The organism is Paramicrobacterium fandaimingii (assembly GCF_011751745.2).
GTDB classification, from domain to species: Bacteria; Actinomycetota; Actinomycetes; order Actinomycetales; family Microbacteriaceae; genus Paramicrobacterium; species Paramicrobacterium fandaimingii.
The window spans coordinates 3,586,735-3,602,582 of record NZ_CP061170.1 but is presented as its reverse complement, the minus strand read 5'-3'; the positions used below and the strand labels follow the sequence as shown (position 1 = coordinate 3,602,582).

General features: G+C 63.7%; 13 protein-coding genes. 10 read left to right on the top strand and 3 right to left on the bottom strand.

Annotated features, from left to right (window positions below; genetic code table 11):
* Positions 1 to 20 precede the first annotated feature (20 nt).
* Both HCR84_RS17765 and HCR84_RS17400 read left to right on the top strand, forming a co-directional pair.
* Positions 21 to 2,903 carry an ATP-binding protein gene (locus HCR84_RS17765; protein ID WP_166983122.1) on the top strand — a complete coding sequence of 961 codons (2,883 nt, stop codon included), beginning with the start codon at positions 21 to 23 and terminating at the stop codon, positions 2,901 to 2,903.
* Positions 2,904 to 2,987: 84 nt separating this feature from the next.
* Entirely contained in the window at positions 2,988 to 3,920 is a 933-nt protein-coding gene (locus tag HCR84_RS17400) for a phosphodiesterase (RefSeq protein WP_166983123.1), read from the top strand.
* A gap of 133 nt (positions 3,921 to 4,053) precedes the next feature.
* Here HCR84_RS17400 and HCR84_RS17395 read toward each other — a convergent pair whose 3' ends face one another.
* The gene (locus HCR84_RS17395; RefSeq protein ID WP_166983124.1) at positions 4,054 to 5,508 is read right to left on the bottom strand and encodes an HNH endonuclease signature motif containing protein; all 1,455 of its coding nucleotides are present in this window, start codon (positions 5,506 to 5,508) and stop codon (positions 4,054 to 4,056) included.
* A gap of 288 nt (positions 5,509 to 5,796) precedes the next feature.
* Positions 5,797 to 7,266, bottom strand: a complete 1,470-nt coding sequence (locus HCR84_RS17390; protein WP_166983288.1) for a stealth family protein — start codon at positions 7,264 to 7,266, stop codon at positions 5,797 to 5,799.
* Between the two features lie 509 nt (positions 7,267 to 7,775).
* Between HCR84_RS17390 and HCR84_RS17385 the strand changes: the two genes are divergently transcribed.
* The 4 genes from HCR84_RS17385 to HCR84_RS17370 all read left to right on the top strand — a co-directional run bounded on the left by HCR84_RS17385 (position 7,776) and on the right by HCR84_RS17370 (position 10,260).
* A complete protein-coding gene (locus tag HCR84_RS17385) occupies positions 7,776 to 8,264 on the top strand; it encodes a MarR family winged helix-turn-helix transcriptional regulator (protein ID WP_166983125.1) in 489 nt (162 codons plus the stop codon).
* A 137-nt stretch (positions 8,265 to 8,401) separates the two neighbouring features.
* Complete coding sequence (locus HCR84_RS17380) at positions 8,402 to 8,842, top strand: Hsp20/alpha crystallin family protein (protein ID WP_166983126.1); 441 nt, start codon at positions 8,402 to 8,404, stop codon at positions 8,840 to 8,842.
* Positions 8,843 to 8,969: 127 nt separating this feature from the next.
* Positions 8,970 to 9,953, top strand: coding sequence for a J domain-containing protein (locus tag HCR84_RS17375; RefSeq protein ID WP_166983127.1), 984 nt, complete (start codon positions 8,970 to 8,972; stop codon positions 9,951 to 9,953).
* Positions 9,954 to 10,050: 97 nt separating this feature from the next.
* On the top strand, positions 10,051 to 10,260 hold the full coding sequence (locus HCR84_RS17370; protein WP_166983128.1) for a glycine zipper domain-containing protein: 210 nt from the start codon (positions 10,051 to 10,053) through the stop codon (positions 10,258 to 10,260).
* A 61-nt stretch (positions 10,261 to 10,321) separates the two neighbouring features.
* Here HCR84_RS17370 and HCR84_RS17365 read toward each other — a convergent pair whose 3' ends face one another.
* Positions 10,322 to 11,260 (bottom strand): Ppx/GppA phosphatase family protein, encoded by a 939-nt coding sequence (locus tag HCR84_RS17365; protein WP_166983129.1) that lies wholly within the window; start codon positions 11,258 to 11,260, stop codon positions 10,322 to 10,324.
* 162 nt (positions 11,261 to 11,422) lie between these two features.
* On the opposite strand from HCR84_RS17365, the gene iolC reads away from it, so the two are divergent.
* From iolC to iolB, 4 genes are all read left to right on the top strand, one after another.
* On the top strand, positions 11,423 to 12,391 hold the full coding sequence (gene iolC / locus HCR84_RS17360; protein WP_166983130.1) for a 5-dehydro-2-deoxygluconokinase: 969 nt from the start codon (positions 11,423 to 11,425) through the stop codon (positions 12,389 to 12,391).
* Positions 12,378 to 13,298, top strand: coding sequence for a class I fructose-bisphosphate aldolase (locus HCR84_RS17355; protein WP_166983131.1), 921 nt, complete (start codon positions 12,378 to 12,380; stop codon positions 13,296 to 13,298). The genes iolC and HCR84_RS17355 overlap by 14 nt, the downstream gene beginning before the upstream one ends.
* Positions 13,299 to 13,319: 21 nt before the next feature.
* Positions 13,320 to 14,831 (top strand): CoA-acylating methylmalonate-semialdehyde dehydrogenase, encoded by a 1,512-nt coding sequence (locus HCR84_RS17350; protein WP_166983132.1) that lies wholly within the window; start codon positions 13,320 to 13,322, stop codon positions 14,829 to 14,831.
* A 67-nt stretch (positions 14,832 to 14,898) separates the two neighbouring features.
* The gene (iolB, locus tag HCR84_RS17345; RefSeq protein WP_166983133.1) at positions 14,899 to 15,846 is read left to right on the top strand and encodes a 5-deoxy-glucuronate isomerase; all 948 of its coding nucleotides are present in this window, start codon (positions 14,899 to 14,901) and stop codon (positions 15,844 to 15,846) included.
* Positions 15,847 to 15,848 lie beyond the last annotated feature (2 nt).

The window sequence follows — 15,848 nt, the reverse complement described above, 5'->3', positions numbered from 1 at the left end:
CGCCGTGGCACCATGGTGACATGGTCACACCTGTGCGCGCCACGATGGTCGGACGCGATGCCGAGCTGCGAACGCTGGGGTCGGCCTTCGAGCGAAGCGTTGCGGGGAGTCCACAGGCTGTGCTGGTGGCGGGCGAAGCTGGAATCGGCAAGACACGACTGCTTCGGGAGTTTCGCGAGCGCGCACGCACCACGGCGAATGTAGCCGTCGGGCAGTGCATCGACTACGGTGCGACGCCGGTTCCTTACGCACCGATCGTCGGCGTGCTGCGCGCGATTGTCGCAGACATGGGTGCCGAGGCCGCGCGCGACGTGGTCGGGCCGGGGCGCGATGCGCTTCTGCTTCTGCTGCCCGAGCTGGGTGACGGATCCGTCGACTGGAGCGAGGTGAGCGCCAGCCGACTTCACGATGCCATCGCTGTGCTGCTCGAGGCCTACGCCGCCAGAGCGCCGCTTGTCGTGATGATCGAAGACCTGCATTGGGCAGACGACTCGACGCTGACAATGCTGCGCTTCTTGATGCGCGCCATTTCGAACGCGCGACTTCTCATCGTCGCGAGTGTTCGCAGTGAAGACGTTGGCAGAGGAACTCCGGCCCACACGTTTCTTGTCGAGAGCGAGCGTGCTCGCCTTCTCGAGCGCGTCGAGCTGACACGACTTGACCGCCAGGAGGTGCGCGCCCTTGCCGAGTCGCTGCGCGAGCGCTCACTCGACGATGACGCTCTCGACAGCGTCTTCGATCGCACCGAGGGAGTTCCCTTCTTCGTCGAAGAGCTTTCGAACTGCATAGACGGCACGATGCCGGGCACCCTGCGGGATCTGCTGCTCGCCCGGTACGACGTGCTCGATGCCACGGCGCAGCGCATTGTGCGCGTGCTCTCTGCCTCGAGCGGATGGCTGCCCCATGTGATTCTGAGAGACGTCGTCGACATCGGCGATGACGCACTCGACGACGCCGTGCGCGCTGGGGTGAACGCGAGCATCCTCGAGGTCGATCGTGATGCCTACTGCTTTCGGCACTCGCTCTTGCGCGAGGCAGCGCACGGCGAGCTGCTCCCCGGTGAGAGGGGGCGAGTGCACCTCGCGTACGCGCGCGCCTTTGAACAGCATCCGGAAATCGACGGTGAGTACGAGCTCGCGTATCACTGGAACGCCGCGGGCGACGCGCCCCGCGCCCTCGACGCTGCCGTTTCGGCCATGTGGAGCGCGAAGACGTCGTACGCCTATGCGACGGCATCGCAATTGGGTGAGCTCGCACTCGAACTGTGGGATCGCGTGGAAGGCCCAGAGAAGCTAACCGACCTCTCGCACGTGAAATTGATGTCATCGGTTGCCTCGTTGCACAGAAATGCGGGCGTGGGCGAGCGGGCGCTGGCTCTTGTCAACGCGGCGCTCGAGGAGGCCGACCGCTCCCCCGTTCCACCCGACCTTTTCGTGCGGCTGCTGCGAGACAAGGCGCAGTACCTCGCGAACATCGGGCGCCCCGGTGCCGTTGAGCTGCTGATCGATGCCCTTGCGCTGCTCGGTGATGCCGAGGACGACAACCCAGGACATGTGCATGACGAGCGGCTTCGGGCCTTGATCCTGAACATGCTTGCCGCGCGGTACATGCTTGTGGGCAAGGCGCACGAGGCAATCGTGACAGCGTCGAGAGCGTACGATGTGGCGTCGTCTGCGGGAGAGAGAGCGGAGCGATCGATTGCAGCGAACCTGCGCGGAGTGTCTCGCGCTCATCTGGGCGATGTCACGGAGGCCCTCGCCGACATGGAGCGTGCCCGAGCGGATGCCGTCGACGCGAAGTCACGCCTGCGGTTCAGTGTCAACTATTCAGATCTGCTGAACCTGCTCGGGCGATATGACGAGGCGATAGACGTCGCGCGTGCGGGACATGTGGGCGCTATCGAGTTGGGCGTGGAACGCAGCTCAGGGTCGATGCTTCTGCACAACATGGTTGATCCCCTCTTCGCTCGTGGAGAGATCGACGAGGCTGAACGAACCATCGCCCGCACGCTGTCGCTCGGCAGCCTCACGGTGCCGCAGAGCTATTCACAGCGAACCCAGGTGCAGGCACTTCTCTGGCGAGGTGACACCGAGACGGCGAAGAGGCTTGCCGGGCAGTGGCTGCCGAGCTTCGACACGATTGCACGCGTTGAACTGCAGGTCTGGTGGGCCGCGAGCGAAATACGCCTCGAGATCGCCAGCGCCGAGGGCGAGTGGAGCGAGGTGTGGCGCGCCATCTCAGAGGCACTCGATCAGCGCGGCGGATCGGGCCACATTCTGCACAGGCGAAACTTTCTGCTGAAAGCATCCGCGATCATCGCTCGCTGGCGTGATTCGGGAGCAGAACACGATGTGGATGCCGCGGCCGAGACCGTGCGCGGCGCGTGGCGCGCTCTGCCGGAGGACGTTGCGACAGAACCGCTGTCAGCCGTGGTCGACGGACTACTTGCCGCCCCGATTGCCTCGGCGATCGATGTTCTGCACGCCGCCGTTGACGCGTCAGACGACGCGACGGTTCCGGCGCTCATGCGGCCGCTCCTCCGACTGCAGTTTGCGCGAGTTCTCGTGGCGTCGGGCGACAGAGGTCGCGCCGCCTCGATAATGGACGATGCCCGGCACCTCGCACGCAATCTCGCCCACGTGGCAACGCTCGCGGAGGTGACCGCCTACGCCGACGCGGCCGGGCTCAGCGGCCCCGCGGCATCCGGTGCCTCAGATCTGCTCACCGCCCGTGAGCAGCAGGTGCTGGCGCTCGTCGCCGACGGGCTCAGCAACAGGCAGATCGGCGAGCGGCTGTTTATCAGCACAAAGACCGCGAGTGTGCACGTCTCGGCGATCCTTCGCAAGCTCGCCGTCTCTACGCGCACGGAGGCAGCGGTGATGGCGCGCCGCGCTGCTCGTTAGCGGCGCGCCGTCTTCCATTCACCGTCTGTTCGGAGAGATGTGCTGTGATATGGGTATCCGAAGAAGCCAGCGAATGGATGCGTCGTGACTCCACGAACGGCCGAATACCCGAGGCCGGACCACTTTCTTCTGCACATCAGTGACACTCACCTTCTCGGTGGGGGCCGCCGACTCTACGATGTTGTCGATCCAGCGGCGCAGTTGCGCGAGCTGTTTGACGAGGTCGAGGCCTCTGAGGGTCGGCCAGATGCGATCGTCTTTACGGGCGACCTCGCAGACAAGGGCGAACCAGAGGCATACGATCTGCTTCGCAACATCGTCGAGCCCGCGGCCGAGAGACTCGGCGCCCGTGTGATCTGGGCCATGGGCAACCATGACAACCGAGCGGCGTTGCGTGTCGAATTGCTCCGCGAGCCACCGAGCATGCGACCTGTCAATCGGGTCTACGACCTCAATGGCCTCCGGGTGATCACCATTGACACAAGTGTCCCCGGCGAGCACTACGGTGATCTGACCGAGGAGCAGCTCGTCTGGCTGCGTGAGCAGCTCGCGGTGCCGGCACCGCATGGAACAATTCTCGCCATGCATCATCCGCCGATTCCGAGCGTGCTCGATCTTGCCGTCAGCGTGGAGCTTCGGGATCAGAACACGTTGGCTGACGTTTTGCGGGGATCGGATGTGCGCAGCATCATTGCGGGACATCTTCACTATTCCTCGATGGCGACGTTCGAGGGCATTCCCGTGTCTGTGGCCTCGGCGAGCTGCTATACGCAAGATCTCAATGTGCCGGTGGGCGGAACGCGCGGGCACGATGGTGCGCGAGCGTTCAACCTCGTTCATGTCTATGAGAGCACCGTGTTGCACTCGGTTGTGCCGCTTGGTCAGTATCGGGCGCTTGACTATGTCGATGCCGATGAGACCGCGAGGCGTCTGGATTCAGACGGTATCGAGATTCCGCTTTCGCGTACGCAGGCCGCCGAGGCGGCGGCGCGACGGATTCCTGCATCGGTTGGCTAGGGAGAGTGTCTCGCTGCCGGTAAGTTAAGCGTGCGCCAGAGAGCGTTGCGGTTCGGGTTGTCCGCCGGGCACACCTCGTAGCGCTGCGAGCTGTTTGGCTCGTGCGTTGGGTGTGTCGGGGCCGCCGCGTACGTCAGGTGCGCGGCCCGGTATCTCGATGATCGTCTGGCGGGTCACTGTCGTCGTCTCCGGGAGCGCGTCGCTGCCCCAGATACCGTCGGTTCACGTACCAGTCTGGTGGGGTCAGTCTGGGGCGGCCGTTTTCGTCGCGGGTGATGGTCCAGTCGTCGTGGTCGAGGAGCCGATGATGATACCAACACGCCAAAACACCGTTGTCGAGGTCGGTGGGACCGCCATCTTCGTATCTGTGTATGTGGTGGGCTTCACACAGCCAGGCGGCCACGTTGCAGTCCTCGACAACACAGGTGTTCCCATCACGGGCGATCAACGCCAAGCGCTGCTTCGCGGTGAAGAACCGTCTGGCGTTCCCGAGGTTCAACACGTCGCCGTGTTCGTCGATGTGTACCTGGCGGGTGTCGCCATCGCATTGCATCTGTGCCACAAAGCTCATCGGTAGTGGTGCTGGTGTTCCTGGTGACCAGGCTGCACCGGTACCGGCGTCGAGGTCCTCGTTCTTCACCGTGATCATCACTGTTGGGCCACGCCCGTGCAGTTTCGGTGTGGAGTGTTGTTTGCCGACACCGGCGATGATCGACGTGAACACGTCTGCGCGTTCCTGCTGCTTTGAGCGTTCTTCGGGTGCTTGCTTGGTCGCGGCGAGCTCCTCAGCATGCATAAACGTTGGGCTCGTGCGCTTTGACATGCACGCGTCAAATACGGGTGTCACCTGCGCTGCCTGTTCCGGTGAGAGCACCCCGGTGATCTTCATCGATCCGTCGTCTTGGTGTTTGAAGACCAGTTTGCGTGCCTCATGGAGCTCTTCTGCTGTGGGTTCGACACCGTCAGGGTCCAGAGCAACACGAAACACGCGGGCCTGCTGCCGCACAGCATCCGCCGTGAACGGCACTTCACCGAACGCACCCGTCGCATTACCGATCAGCGTTTTCTCGGCCCAGTCGATCTGCTCGGGGGAAACCCGGGGCAGGACAGGTGCCAACGTGCTGGTGATCGACTCGGCAACATCAAGACCAATCGTGCCTTGGGCGAGCGCGTCCGCGGTCTGAGCGAACACCGGGTCGAGAGGCAGCCCGGTGTCTGAGACTCTCGGTGTTGTGTGTTTCGCGACTGTCGCGAACCGATACGCTGTGGAGTTCTTCGCCCCCGTGATCACCTCAAACAATGCTGTGGGGCTCTTCGCCCCGTGACGGGCAGCGAGACCATCAAACCCGGCATCCGTGTCAGACCGGCGAGCAATGTCGCCCACGTTGCCGACTTGCTGGCCCTCGATGATGCGGGAGATGTTGCTGAGAAGGCCCGTATAGGTCAACAGGGTATCGGCGGAAAGTGATGTCGGGTCGATCGAGGCCAGTTCTGCAGCATCGGCCAGAGTCTTCTCCGCGGCACGCACAGCGACAGCATCCGGACCCTCATTGGGTTCGAAACCAGGTGCTGCGACTGCTTCGTGCATGACCAAAGTATCGCAGGACCCACCGACACTCCCACCGACAGAACACCCGGTCAACCACCCATTGTGGATAACTCACCAAAGTTTCTGCCTGTGGACGAAGAAGCAATGCCACGGGCACTGCTGAGCCCTGGAAGGGAACGGTTGTGTTGAAGATGTTCCTGTGGGGCACACGCCGGCGCGTACTGCAGAAGGCTCCGGGTGATGCAGATTGACGACGTTCCGGTCGTGAATCCATTGCCACGCGCGAGAGAGAGGTTCTGGCGGCTGTCGACGTCATGTGCCGGCTGACTAGAGTTCTTCCTTCTCCCACGGTGCGGGGAATGGGAAGTACCGGTTGAGAAAGTTGAGCACTGCCCGAGTTCGCTCGGCGTCACTCAGCTCAGGGTGTGAACCGTCATTGAGGCAGAACATGTCTTGATCCCGTTTGCGCAGAAGGCGTTCCAAGGCGGGGACGGCGCTCTTCAGCGTCGTTTCGATGTACTTCACCTTCGCTTGCCGCTGCTCGACAGCACGCCCGGTCATGAGTGCGTAGTAGTGATAGAACGAGTTGGTCACGGAGATGTCGGTGGCGGAGCGAAACCGCGCGGCAGCGGTACGACGGAATTCGTCCGGGAACTCTCGCTCCATCTCGGAGAGAACGCTCACACGCAGCGGTGCGGCACAATGCTCGAGATGCCGCGTCGTCACCTTCCCAAATCGCGCGCGCAAGACTTCACGATTCACACGGGCGGCATTCTCGTGGCCGCTGCGCCCGGGATCGGTGTCTCCGAGTCCGATACGCGTGCGTGCTTCGACAAACTTGGTGACACCACCTGGTGAGAAGAAGAGATCGGGGCTTACAGTGCGTCCGAAGAACATGTCGTCATTGGAATATAAAAAGTGCTCCGCGAGACCGGGAATGTGCTGAAGCTGGCTTTCGACGGCGTGAGAGTTGTGTGTCGGAAGCACGCTCGGGTCGGCAAAGTGCTTCTCGGCCGGAACGAAGGTGACCTTGGGGTGGTGCTTGAGCCAGGCTGGTGGCGGGGAGTCGGAGGCGATGAAGATGCGTCGGACCCAGGGCGCAAAGAGGTAGATGCTCCTGAGGGCATACTTGAGTTCGTCAATCTGGCGAAAACGGGCGACGGAGTCGTCGCCCTCCCCCACGACAACGCCCTCCATCTGCTCTGCGCGCGCTTTTTGGTAATCGGCGCTTGACCCGTCGACCCACGAGAAGACAATGTCGATGTCGAACCCGACGTCACTCGCGAGTTCTGCGAACATGTTCTCGAGAGTCGGCCATTCCCTGCCGAAGCGCGTGACTGTCGCGATAACGGCTTCCGAGCGGTCAAGCTGCTGACGTGTGAGCGCGTTCGGAGTCGGCGCGACGATCGTCTGCTCTCCGAAACTCCAGAACTCCAGCTGCGGGGCTGACTTCGGCCCATAACGGAGTCGCCCGATCGGTTCGACGCGTGGCCGAAAGAGTCGGAGCACCTTGGCCTTCGGATCCGTCGAGAGTGCTCCGTCGGCGATGAGAAGGGCCCGAGCATCCTTGTCGACCGTGTAGAAGGGCGCGGCTGAAACGTCGTGGTTGTGCTTCTTCGGCAGGGTGAGCGCGTAGAACGGCTCATTGGCGAAGGCACCGGCGAAGGTCGCTTCAACTGCGCGGCGGTCGCGTCGATCAACGGCGATGGTCTCCTGGTCGTCTTCTCCGCGCACCAGGAGGTAGTCGATCTCCGCCTGCTCCAGTGCTTCTGCAATGGCGATGAGATCCGAGATCATCGCATCGCGAGGAGTGAACGTTCCCGTCGAGAGCGAGTAATAGCCTTTGCGGTGGACGACGTCGTCACGATCAAAACGCTTTCGGTCGTCAACTCGAATGACAGGCTCGTCTATCGAGAAGCGCGGCGCATCGTGGACGGGCTCAGGGGCTGTCGGATCTGCGGAGTCGCTCGCGTGCTCGCGCGACCGGAACGCTGTATCCGAATCCCGGTCAAACCGGGTGTCGTCTGATTCTCCCAATAGGCCCCCTTTTCATTCGCTAGTCTACGTCCACTGCCCACACGCGACGATGCCCGAGATCGGATGAATCTCGGGCATAATAACCAGTCAATAGAGTTACCGCATCGACTTCCCCATGGCGAATCCGGTTGTCCAGCTCACTCTCACCAGCGGCGAGAGTGAGCTGGAGGAAACCGAGCGACTCGAGGGAACCGCGTGTTCCCGTAGTTGTTGCTACAAGGAATGGAGCACGAACTACTTGTCGCATCAACTAAAGGTAGAATGGGGGTATGACAGAACCTCACTGGCTCTCGCCTGAGCAGCTTGCGGCGTGGACTCGACTCGTCGCGGTTGTTGAGCTGTTGCCCGGCGCTCTCGATACTCAGCTTCAACACGACGCCGATCTGACGCACTTCGAATACTTCACTCTGGCCATGCTCTCTGAGGCAGAAGGCCGGTCTTTGCGCATGACCCGACTCGCCTCGCGCACAAACGCGACGCTCCCCCGCCTGTCCCATGTCGTCTCGCGCCTTGAGCGGCGAGGCTATGTCAGGCGAGTCCCCGACGTCGACGACCGCCGCGCGATCAACGCCCAGCTCACAGACGACGGGTGGCAGAAGGTGCTCGAGACGGCTCCCGGTCACGTCGACACCGTGCGCCAGAGCGTGATTGACGCCCTAGACGAGCGTGACGTCGCCGACATGAGGCGCATTATGGCGAAGGTGCTCGACCGTCTTGACCCCGATCGTCGCTTCGGCATGACGACGGGGCCCATGTAGGTGCGAGTCGCCGAAGACTGTGCATGCCCGAGCGCATGTTCGCTGTCAGCGAGGCAGAAAAGTGAGCACACGGAATAGGTGCGTGCTCATCTCCGTTGCCGTTGAGTAATACACACTCAAGTTTTGGAGGTTACCTAATGACTGCAACATTTGACCCATTCCGCGAGTTCGCCTCGTTTGCCAGCGCATTCGCCGACTCGCCCGCTGGGCCGCGAAAGATGCCGATGGATCTGTATCGCGACAGCGACACGTATGTGCTCAACGCCGACGTGCCCGGGATTGACCCGGGATCGGTCGACATCGACGTGGACGGCCAGCTTCTGACCATTCGCGCGCAGCGCCCGGTGTCAGGCGGCGACGGTGTGAGGTGGATCACCCGCGAGCGGGGACCTGCGTCGTATCTGCGCCAGCTGAGCCTCGGACAGGGTGTCGACACCGAGAAGATCAGCGCGAGCTACGACAACGGCGTGCTGAGCATCATGATCCCCGTGAGTGAGCGCGCGAAGCCCCGCAAGATCGTCGTGAACTCGGCGAGTGCCGAACCGGCACCAGAGTTCGACGACGTCGCCGCGGCGTAAGCGAAGGAATGCGACGCGGCCGCCGACCGATTGGTCGACGGCCGCGTCGTTGCTGTGCGACCAAACTCATGGCCGACACAGCCTCTCGCGATAGTGTCTTTGGTCGTCCCCAATCTGAAAGCTCTTCATGACTGAAAGCCCCCTCGACGAGAGCGCGTATGACGTGCTCGGTGTTGACCGCTCAGCGAGTGATGCGGAGCTGCGGCGCGCCTATCGGCGCCAAGCACGGCAGACCCACCCCGATCTCGGAGGAAGCGCCGCGCGTTTCAACGCCGTGCAGCTCGCGTGGGAGCGCGTGGGAACGCCTGAAGCACGGGCAGAGTACGACAAGCGCTCGTCCGCCCGCCCGGCATCAGCCGCCGACACTGACGACGCAGACCACGTGTGGAGCACGGGGCGCACGCAGTCGACGCAGCGCGATTCTCGGCCGAAGGCGCGCATGTACGGGCATCCGGGTGGGCGAGCACGTGATCGCTTCACCACGCTGATGCGTGAGTGGGTTGGTCGCGGCACGGAGCCCGTTGACATCTATGACGAAGCGCTGATTCGCCGGGCACCGAGCGAGATCAGGCATGCGCTCGCCGACGCCCTCGCCGAAGAGGCGACAGCGCGCGCGCTCGGTGAGCTTGGCATGGGATACACCGTGTGGCACGGGGTCGCGACAGACCGAGGAAGCGACAAGTGGGTCGTCGATGCGGATGCTGCCGCGAGCGACACCCGCAAGATCGACCACGTCGTGCTGGGCCCGAGTGGCCTGTTCGCCGTGCAGTCGGAGGACTGGGGAGCGCCAGCGAAAGTGCGGCGCGGTGACCTCATCAGCGAGGGCTTGGCAAAAGGCGAGAAGCCCGTGCACGCGCTCGCCACCAGGGCGAAGGCGGTTGCGCGGGCGGCACGCGTGTCGTTCACCGCGCTGGTGATCGTGCTTCCGGACGACACCCTCGACGACGCGATAACGGCGCTGGGTCGCACACGCGGCATCGCGTCGTTTGCCGTGCAGCGTTCGGTTGTCGGGCACTTTCTGCGTGTCGGTGTTCCTGACGCAGCGAGGCCTGCGGGAACTGACATGTTTGAGGTGCGCACGCGTCTTCAGAACAGCATCCGTATGGTCTGATCTCCGTCGCGCGGTGGATGTCTCGCGGCTGGGCACGCGTCTAACCTGAGGGTGTGGCGGCCGCGTCGGTCGCCGCGGCGAGCAGGAGATGATGGTGATGAGCGAGCGCAAGGGTGGAATGAATCTCGGCGCCGGACTGGCTATCGGAATCGGCATCGGGGCGGCCCTTGGCGTTGCGATGGACAACATTGGAGCGGGAATCGCCATCGGCATCGCGCTCGGAATTGCTTTTGGGGCGGGCTTCAACAATCAGCCGAAGCGTGATGATTCCGGTGAGGGTTCTCAGCCGGAACGGCCAGGGAAGTGACGAACTCAGCTGCCTGGCGCGCTGAGCAATCGGCGACGGGCAGGGCGCGCACGGCCGCAGCTCAGTCCGCGAGCGAGAGCGCGACGCCGTCGAGAATGTCGTGCTCGCTCGTGACAACGGAATCGAGCGTGCCTCCAGCCGCCGTGACCGCCTCAACTGTGCGTGTCAGAACGGTGTTCCACGTGAGAGAGCCAGCGGCGATGACGTCAACGCGACCCGGGTGCATATACGGGAGCGCGGCCCTCTGGTCCCGTGGCATGCGCGCGAGGTCGTCGCACGCGTCGAGCATCGCCTGCATGCTCAGCCGGGTGCCGTTGATGGCTTCGGGGTCGTAGCTGTCGAGTCCGAGAGCATGCGCCGTGAGCGTTGTGATGGTTCCGGCAACACCGACGACTTCTCGCACGCGGCCGAGATCGACGGATGCTGCCGCCGCATCGAGTGCCGCGTTCACGTCGCCGACGACCCCGCTTCTCTCGTCGGAGGTCGGGGGATCGTGCGCGATATTGCGCTCGGTCATGCGCACGCAGCCGACGTTCATGGAGTACGAAGACAGCGAATCGCCGTCGCCGAGCACGAGTTCTGTCGACCCGCCGCCGAGGTCGACGACGAGACGGCCAGACCCTGGGGGCAGCACGCTCGTGGCGCCGCGAAACGACATCTCTGCCTCCTCGATGCCCGAGAGCACTTCGGGTTCGACGCCGATGATGTCGCGAACGGCATCGATGAAGACGAGACGATTCGCGGCATCCCGCGTCGCCGACGTCGCAACGAAGCGCACGCGTTCGACACCGTGCTCTCGGCACTGCGCCGCGTAGTCGCGGGTCGCATCGAGTGTGCGATCGAGGGCAGCATCGTCAAAGCGGCCCGTGCGGTCGACACCCTGCCCGAGACGCACGACCTCGAGGGTGCGCACGATGTCGGTGAGCTTTCCCTCTGCCACGTCGGCGATGAGCAGGCGGATGGAGTTGGTGCCACAGTCGATGGCGGCGACGCGAGTCATGGATGCTCCTTTACAGGGGAGCATCCTGCCTGGGAACTCCCAAACACCACCTTATTCCCGTGCCAATCACGTGCGGTGATCTGTCGCCTTGACGATTCATTTGTTAAGACAATAGGATGTAAGCAGGCTTGAGCACTTCACGAGAGAGCGATACATCGACGTATGACAACGCAGAACGACGCATTCGACCTCATCACCATTGGTCGAATCGGCACAGACATCTACCCGCTCCAAGACGGCGTGGGCCTTGAGGACGTCGAGACGTTCGGCAAGTATCTCGGAGGAAGCGCAACGAACGTCGCCGTTGCCGCGGCCAGGCACGGACTGCGCAGCGCCGTCGTGACCGGGGTGGGGGACGACCCCTTCGGCCGGTTCTGCATTCGCGAGGCAGGGCGGCTCGGCGTTGACAACCGCTACATTTTTGTCGACGACGAGAACCCGACGCCCGTTACGTTCTGCGAGATCTTCCCTCCAGACGACTTTCCGCTCTACTTCTATCGCAAGCCGAAGGCTCCCGACCTGAACATCAGAGAGGAGCACCTCGACCTCGACGCGATCCGCAACGCTCGCATCTACTGGTCGACAGTGACCGGCCTGTCGGAGGAGCCCAGCCGCAGCTCGCACTTCGCAGCCTGGGAGGCCCGTGGCCGCCGCGAGCACACGATTCTCGACCTCGACTACCGCCCCATGTTCTGGGAGTCGGCTGACGCTGCCCGCGAGCAGGTGCAGAAGGCGCTCGCGCACGTGACCGTCGCCGTCGGCAACCGCGAAGAGTGCGAGGTCGCGGTTGGCGAGACCGACCCGCAACGCGCAGCCGACGCGCTGCTCGAGCGCGGCGTGGAGATCGCGATCGTCAAGCAGGGGCCCAAGGGCGTGCTCGCCAAGACACGTGACGAAAGCGTTGAAGTTCCGCCGTACTTCGTCGACGTCGTCAACGGCCTCGGCGCAGGCGACAGCTTCGGGGGAGCGTTGACCTTCGGGCTGCTGAGCGGATGGTCGCTTGACCGCACGCTGCGGTTTGCGAACGTGGCCGGCGCGATCGTCGCGTCGCGCCGCGAATGCTCGACGGCGATGCCCGAGACCCACGAGATCGACGAGGTTCTGAAGGAGAGCGATTATGTCGCAGGCTGACACCGTGACCGCAGAACCGGTGATCACGCCGCAGCAGTTCGACCAGCTGCGCGAGACCCGAGCCATGCACCCGGAGAAGGTGGCCGAGGCGCACGCCGCACGCACGCGTCGACAGCTGCTGATCGACGGCCGGCTCTTCATCGTTGCCGCAGACCATCCGGCGCGCGGCGCCCTCGGTGTGCGCGACGAGAAGATGGCGATGGCCGACCGCTACGACCTGCTGAATCGTCTTGCCCTCGCCGTCAGCCGACCAGGCGTCGACGGCGTGCTCGGCACTCCCGACATCATCGACGACCTCGCCCTTCTTGGCGTTCTCGATGACAAAGTGGTGGTCGGTTCCATGAACCGCGGCGGACTCAAGGGCGCTGCATTCGAGATGGACGACCGCGTCACCGCCTACGACATCGACGCGATCGTTCGCGACAGGCTCGACTTTGCCAAGACACTCCTGCGAGTGAACCTCGACGACGCCGGATCGGTGCGAACCCTCGAGGCAAATGCGCGAGCGGTATCGGATGCGGTAGCAGCATCCGTTCCCATTATGCTCGAGCCGTTCATGAGCGACTGGTCTGGCGGAACCGTCGTGAACGACCTCTCGACGGAGGCCGTTGTCACCTCCGTTGCCATTGCCCAGGGCCTCGGCACGAGCTCCGCCTACACATGGCTGAAGCTGCCCGTTGTCGACGGCATGGAGCGCGTGATGGCCTCGACGACGCTGCCGACGCTGCTGCTCGGCGGAGACCCGTCGGGAAGCCCCGAGGCGACATACGCACGGTGGGCTGACGCCCTCGCGCTTCCCGGTGTGCGTGGTCTCGTCGTCGGCCGCACCCTTGTCTACCCACCCGACGGCGACGTCGCGGGAGCCGTCGACACCGCAGCTGCGCTGGTTCACTCGAGCACGAACTGAGACTTGTCAAAGGAGAAGCACATGACTACACACACAGACATTCCCGTCATCTCGCACTGGATCAATGGTGCGGAGTTCGCGTCGCCTGGTGGCCGCACGTCGCCGGTGTTCAATCCGGCGACGGGTGAGCAGACAAAGAACCTCGCTTTGGCGAACGATGACGAGATTCGCGCGGCGATCACCGCAGCATCCGATGCCTTTCCGGGCTGGCGCGGCTTGTCGATGGCGAAGCGTCAGGGAATCATCTTCAAATTTCGTGAGTTGCTGAACGAGCGCAAGCTCGAGTTGGCGGAGATCATCACGAGCGAGCACGGCAAGGTCGTGTCGGATGCCGCGGGTGAGGTGCAGCGGGGGCTCGAGGTTGTGGATCTCGCGTGCGGTTTTCCGCACCTGATCAAGGGCGACTTTTCGGAGAACGTGTCGACAGGTGTCGATGTGTATTCGATCAAGCAGCCTCTGGGTGTTGTGGGCATCATCAGCCCGTTCAATTTTCCGGCGATGGTGCCGCTGTGGTTCTTCCCCATTGCGATTGCCGCGGGAAACACTGTTGTGCTGAAGCCGAGTGAGAAGGACCCGTCTGCTGCACTGTGGATGGCGCGGTTGTGGGCCGAGGCCGGCCTTCCCGATGGCGTGTTCAACGTGCTGCATGGGGACAAACAGGCCGTTGATGGTCTGCTTGAGGCGCCGGAGGTGCGCTCGATCTCGTTTGTGGGGTCCACTCCGATCGCGCAGTACATCTACGAGACGTCGGCGAAGCATGGCAAGCGAGTGCAGGCTCTGGGCGGGGCGAACAACCACATGATGGTGTTGCCGGATGCCGACTTGGAACTCGTCGCGGATCAGGCGATCAACTCCGGGTACGGGTCGGCGGGCGAGCGGTGCATGGCGCAGTCCGTTGTGATCGCGGTGGAGCCGGTTGCCGATGCGCTGATCGAGAAGATTCAGGAGCGCATGGCGAAGCTGAAGGTGGGGGATGGGCGTGAGAACCCCGACATGGGGCCGCTGGTCACCGCACAGCACCGCGACAAGGTGCGCGGCTACATCGACATTGCCGAGCAGGATGGCGCGGACATCGTTGTGGACGGCCGTGGGTTCACTGTCGATGGTGCCGAGGACGGTTTCTGGCTCGGGCCGACGCTGATCGACAACATTCCGCTGACCTCGCGCGCCTACGAGGAGGAGATCTTCGGGCCCGTGCTCTCGATTGTGCGCGTGACGACGTTCCAGGAGGGAATGGATTTGATCAACTCGGGCCAGTTCGGCAACGGTACGGCCATTTTCACAAACGATGGGGGAGCGGCCCGCCGGTTCCAGAACGAGGTTGAGGTGGGCATGATCGGCATCAACGTTCCGATCCCTGTGCCCGTTGCCTACCACTCGTTCGGCGGGTGGAAGCAGTCACTGTTCGGCAGCGCGAAAGCGTATGGTGTGCACGGCTTCGACTTCTTCACGCAAGAGAAGGCGATCACCTCGCGCTGGCTCGACCCTGCAACGCATGGCGGCATCAACCTTGGATTCCCCGAAAACGACTAGCAGGGCAACGACGAACACCGCGGCCGGTCACCCGGCAGCATCCCGATTCGCGCAAAGGAGCAGTCAGATGACGCAGTGGTTCTTCCGCAACGGCGACCTCGCCCGCGACGGCTGGCAGAGTGTCGTTGACGCCAGCCTCGAGGGGTGGCAGCACACGGGGCTGCGCATCGCCGAGCTCGCCGAGGGCGACAGCGCGCCACTTGAGGCGGGCGACGTGGAGCGCCTCGTGATTCCGCTCGCGGGATCGTTTCGAGTCGAGTACGCGTCGGCCGAGGGTCCGGATGCCGTCGCGAGCGACGCTGCGACAGCATCCGGCGGCATCGATCTCGCCGGTCGGCGTTCGGTGTTCGACGGGCCGCCCGACGTGCTCTACCTGCCGGCGGGAACGTCGGCGACGGTGACAGGAGCGGGTCGCGTTGCCGTTGCTGAAGCGCCAGTGCCGGAGGAATCGGCTGGGGAACAGCATCCGGTCACCTACATTTCGAAGGCCGATGTTCCCGTCGAGCTGCGCGGTGCCGGGCGATCGAGCCGTCAGGTGCACAACTACGGGACGCCCGCCGCGCTCTCCGCCTCGAAGTTCATTGTGTGCGAGGTGATCACCCCGGCCGAGAACTGGTCGTCGTTCCCCGCGCACAAGCACGACGAGAACGTGCCGGGCACCGAGTCGCGGCTCGAGGAGATCTACTACTTCGAGACTGCGGTGTCGCGCGGCCTCGACGCGCCAGCCGAGGCGGATCCGTTCGGCCTGTTCGCCACATACTCGTCGAGCGCGGGCGACATCGACATCAACGCCATCGTGCGCACGGGTGATATTGCGCTCGTTCCGTATGGATACCACGGGCCGGCCGCGGCAGCGCCCGGGTACGACATGTACTACCTGAATGTAATGGCCGGACCCGACACCGAGCGGGTCTGGAACATCACAGACGACCCCGCGCACGGGTGGGTTCGTTCCAGCTGGGAGGGGCAGGAGTTCGACTCCCGGCTCCCGTACACGCAAGCAGAAGGGCAGTGACG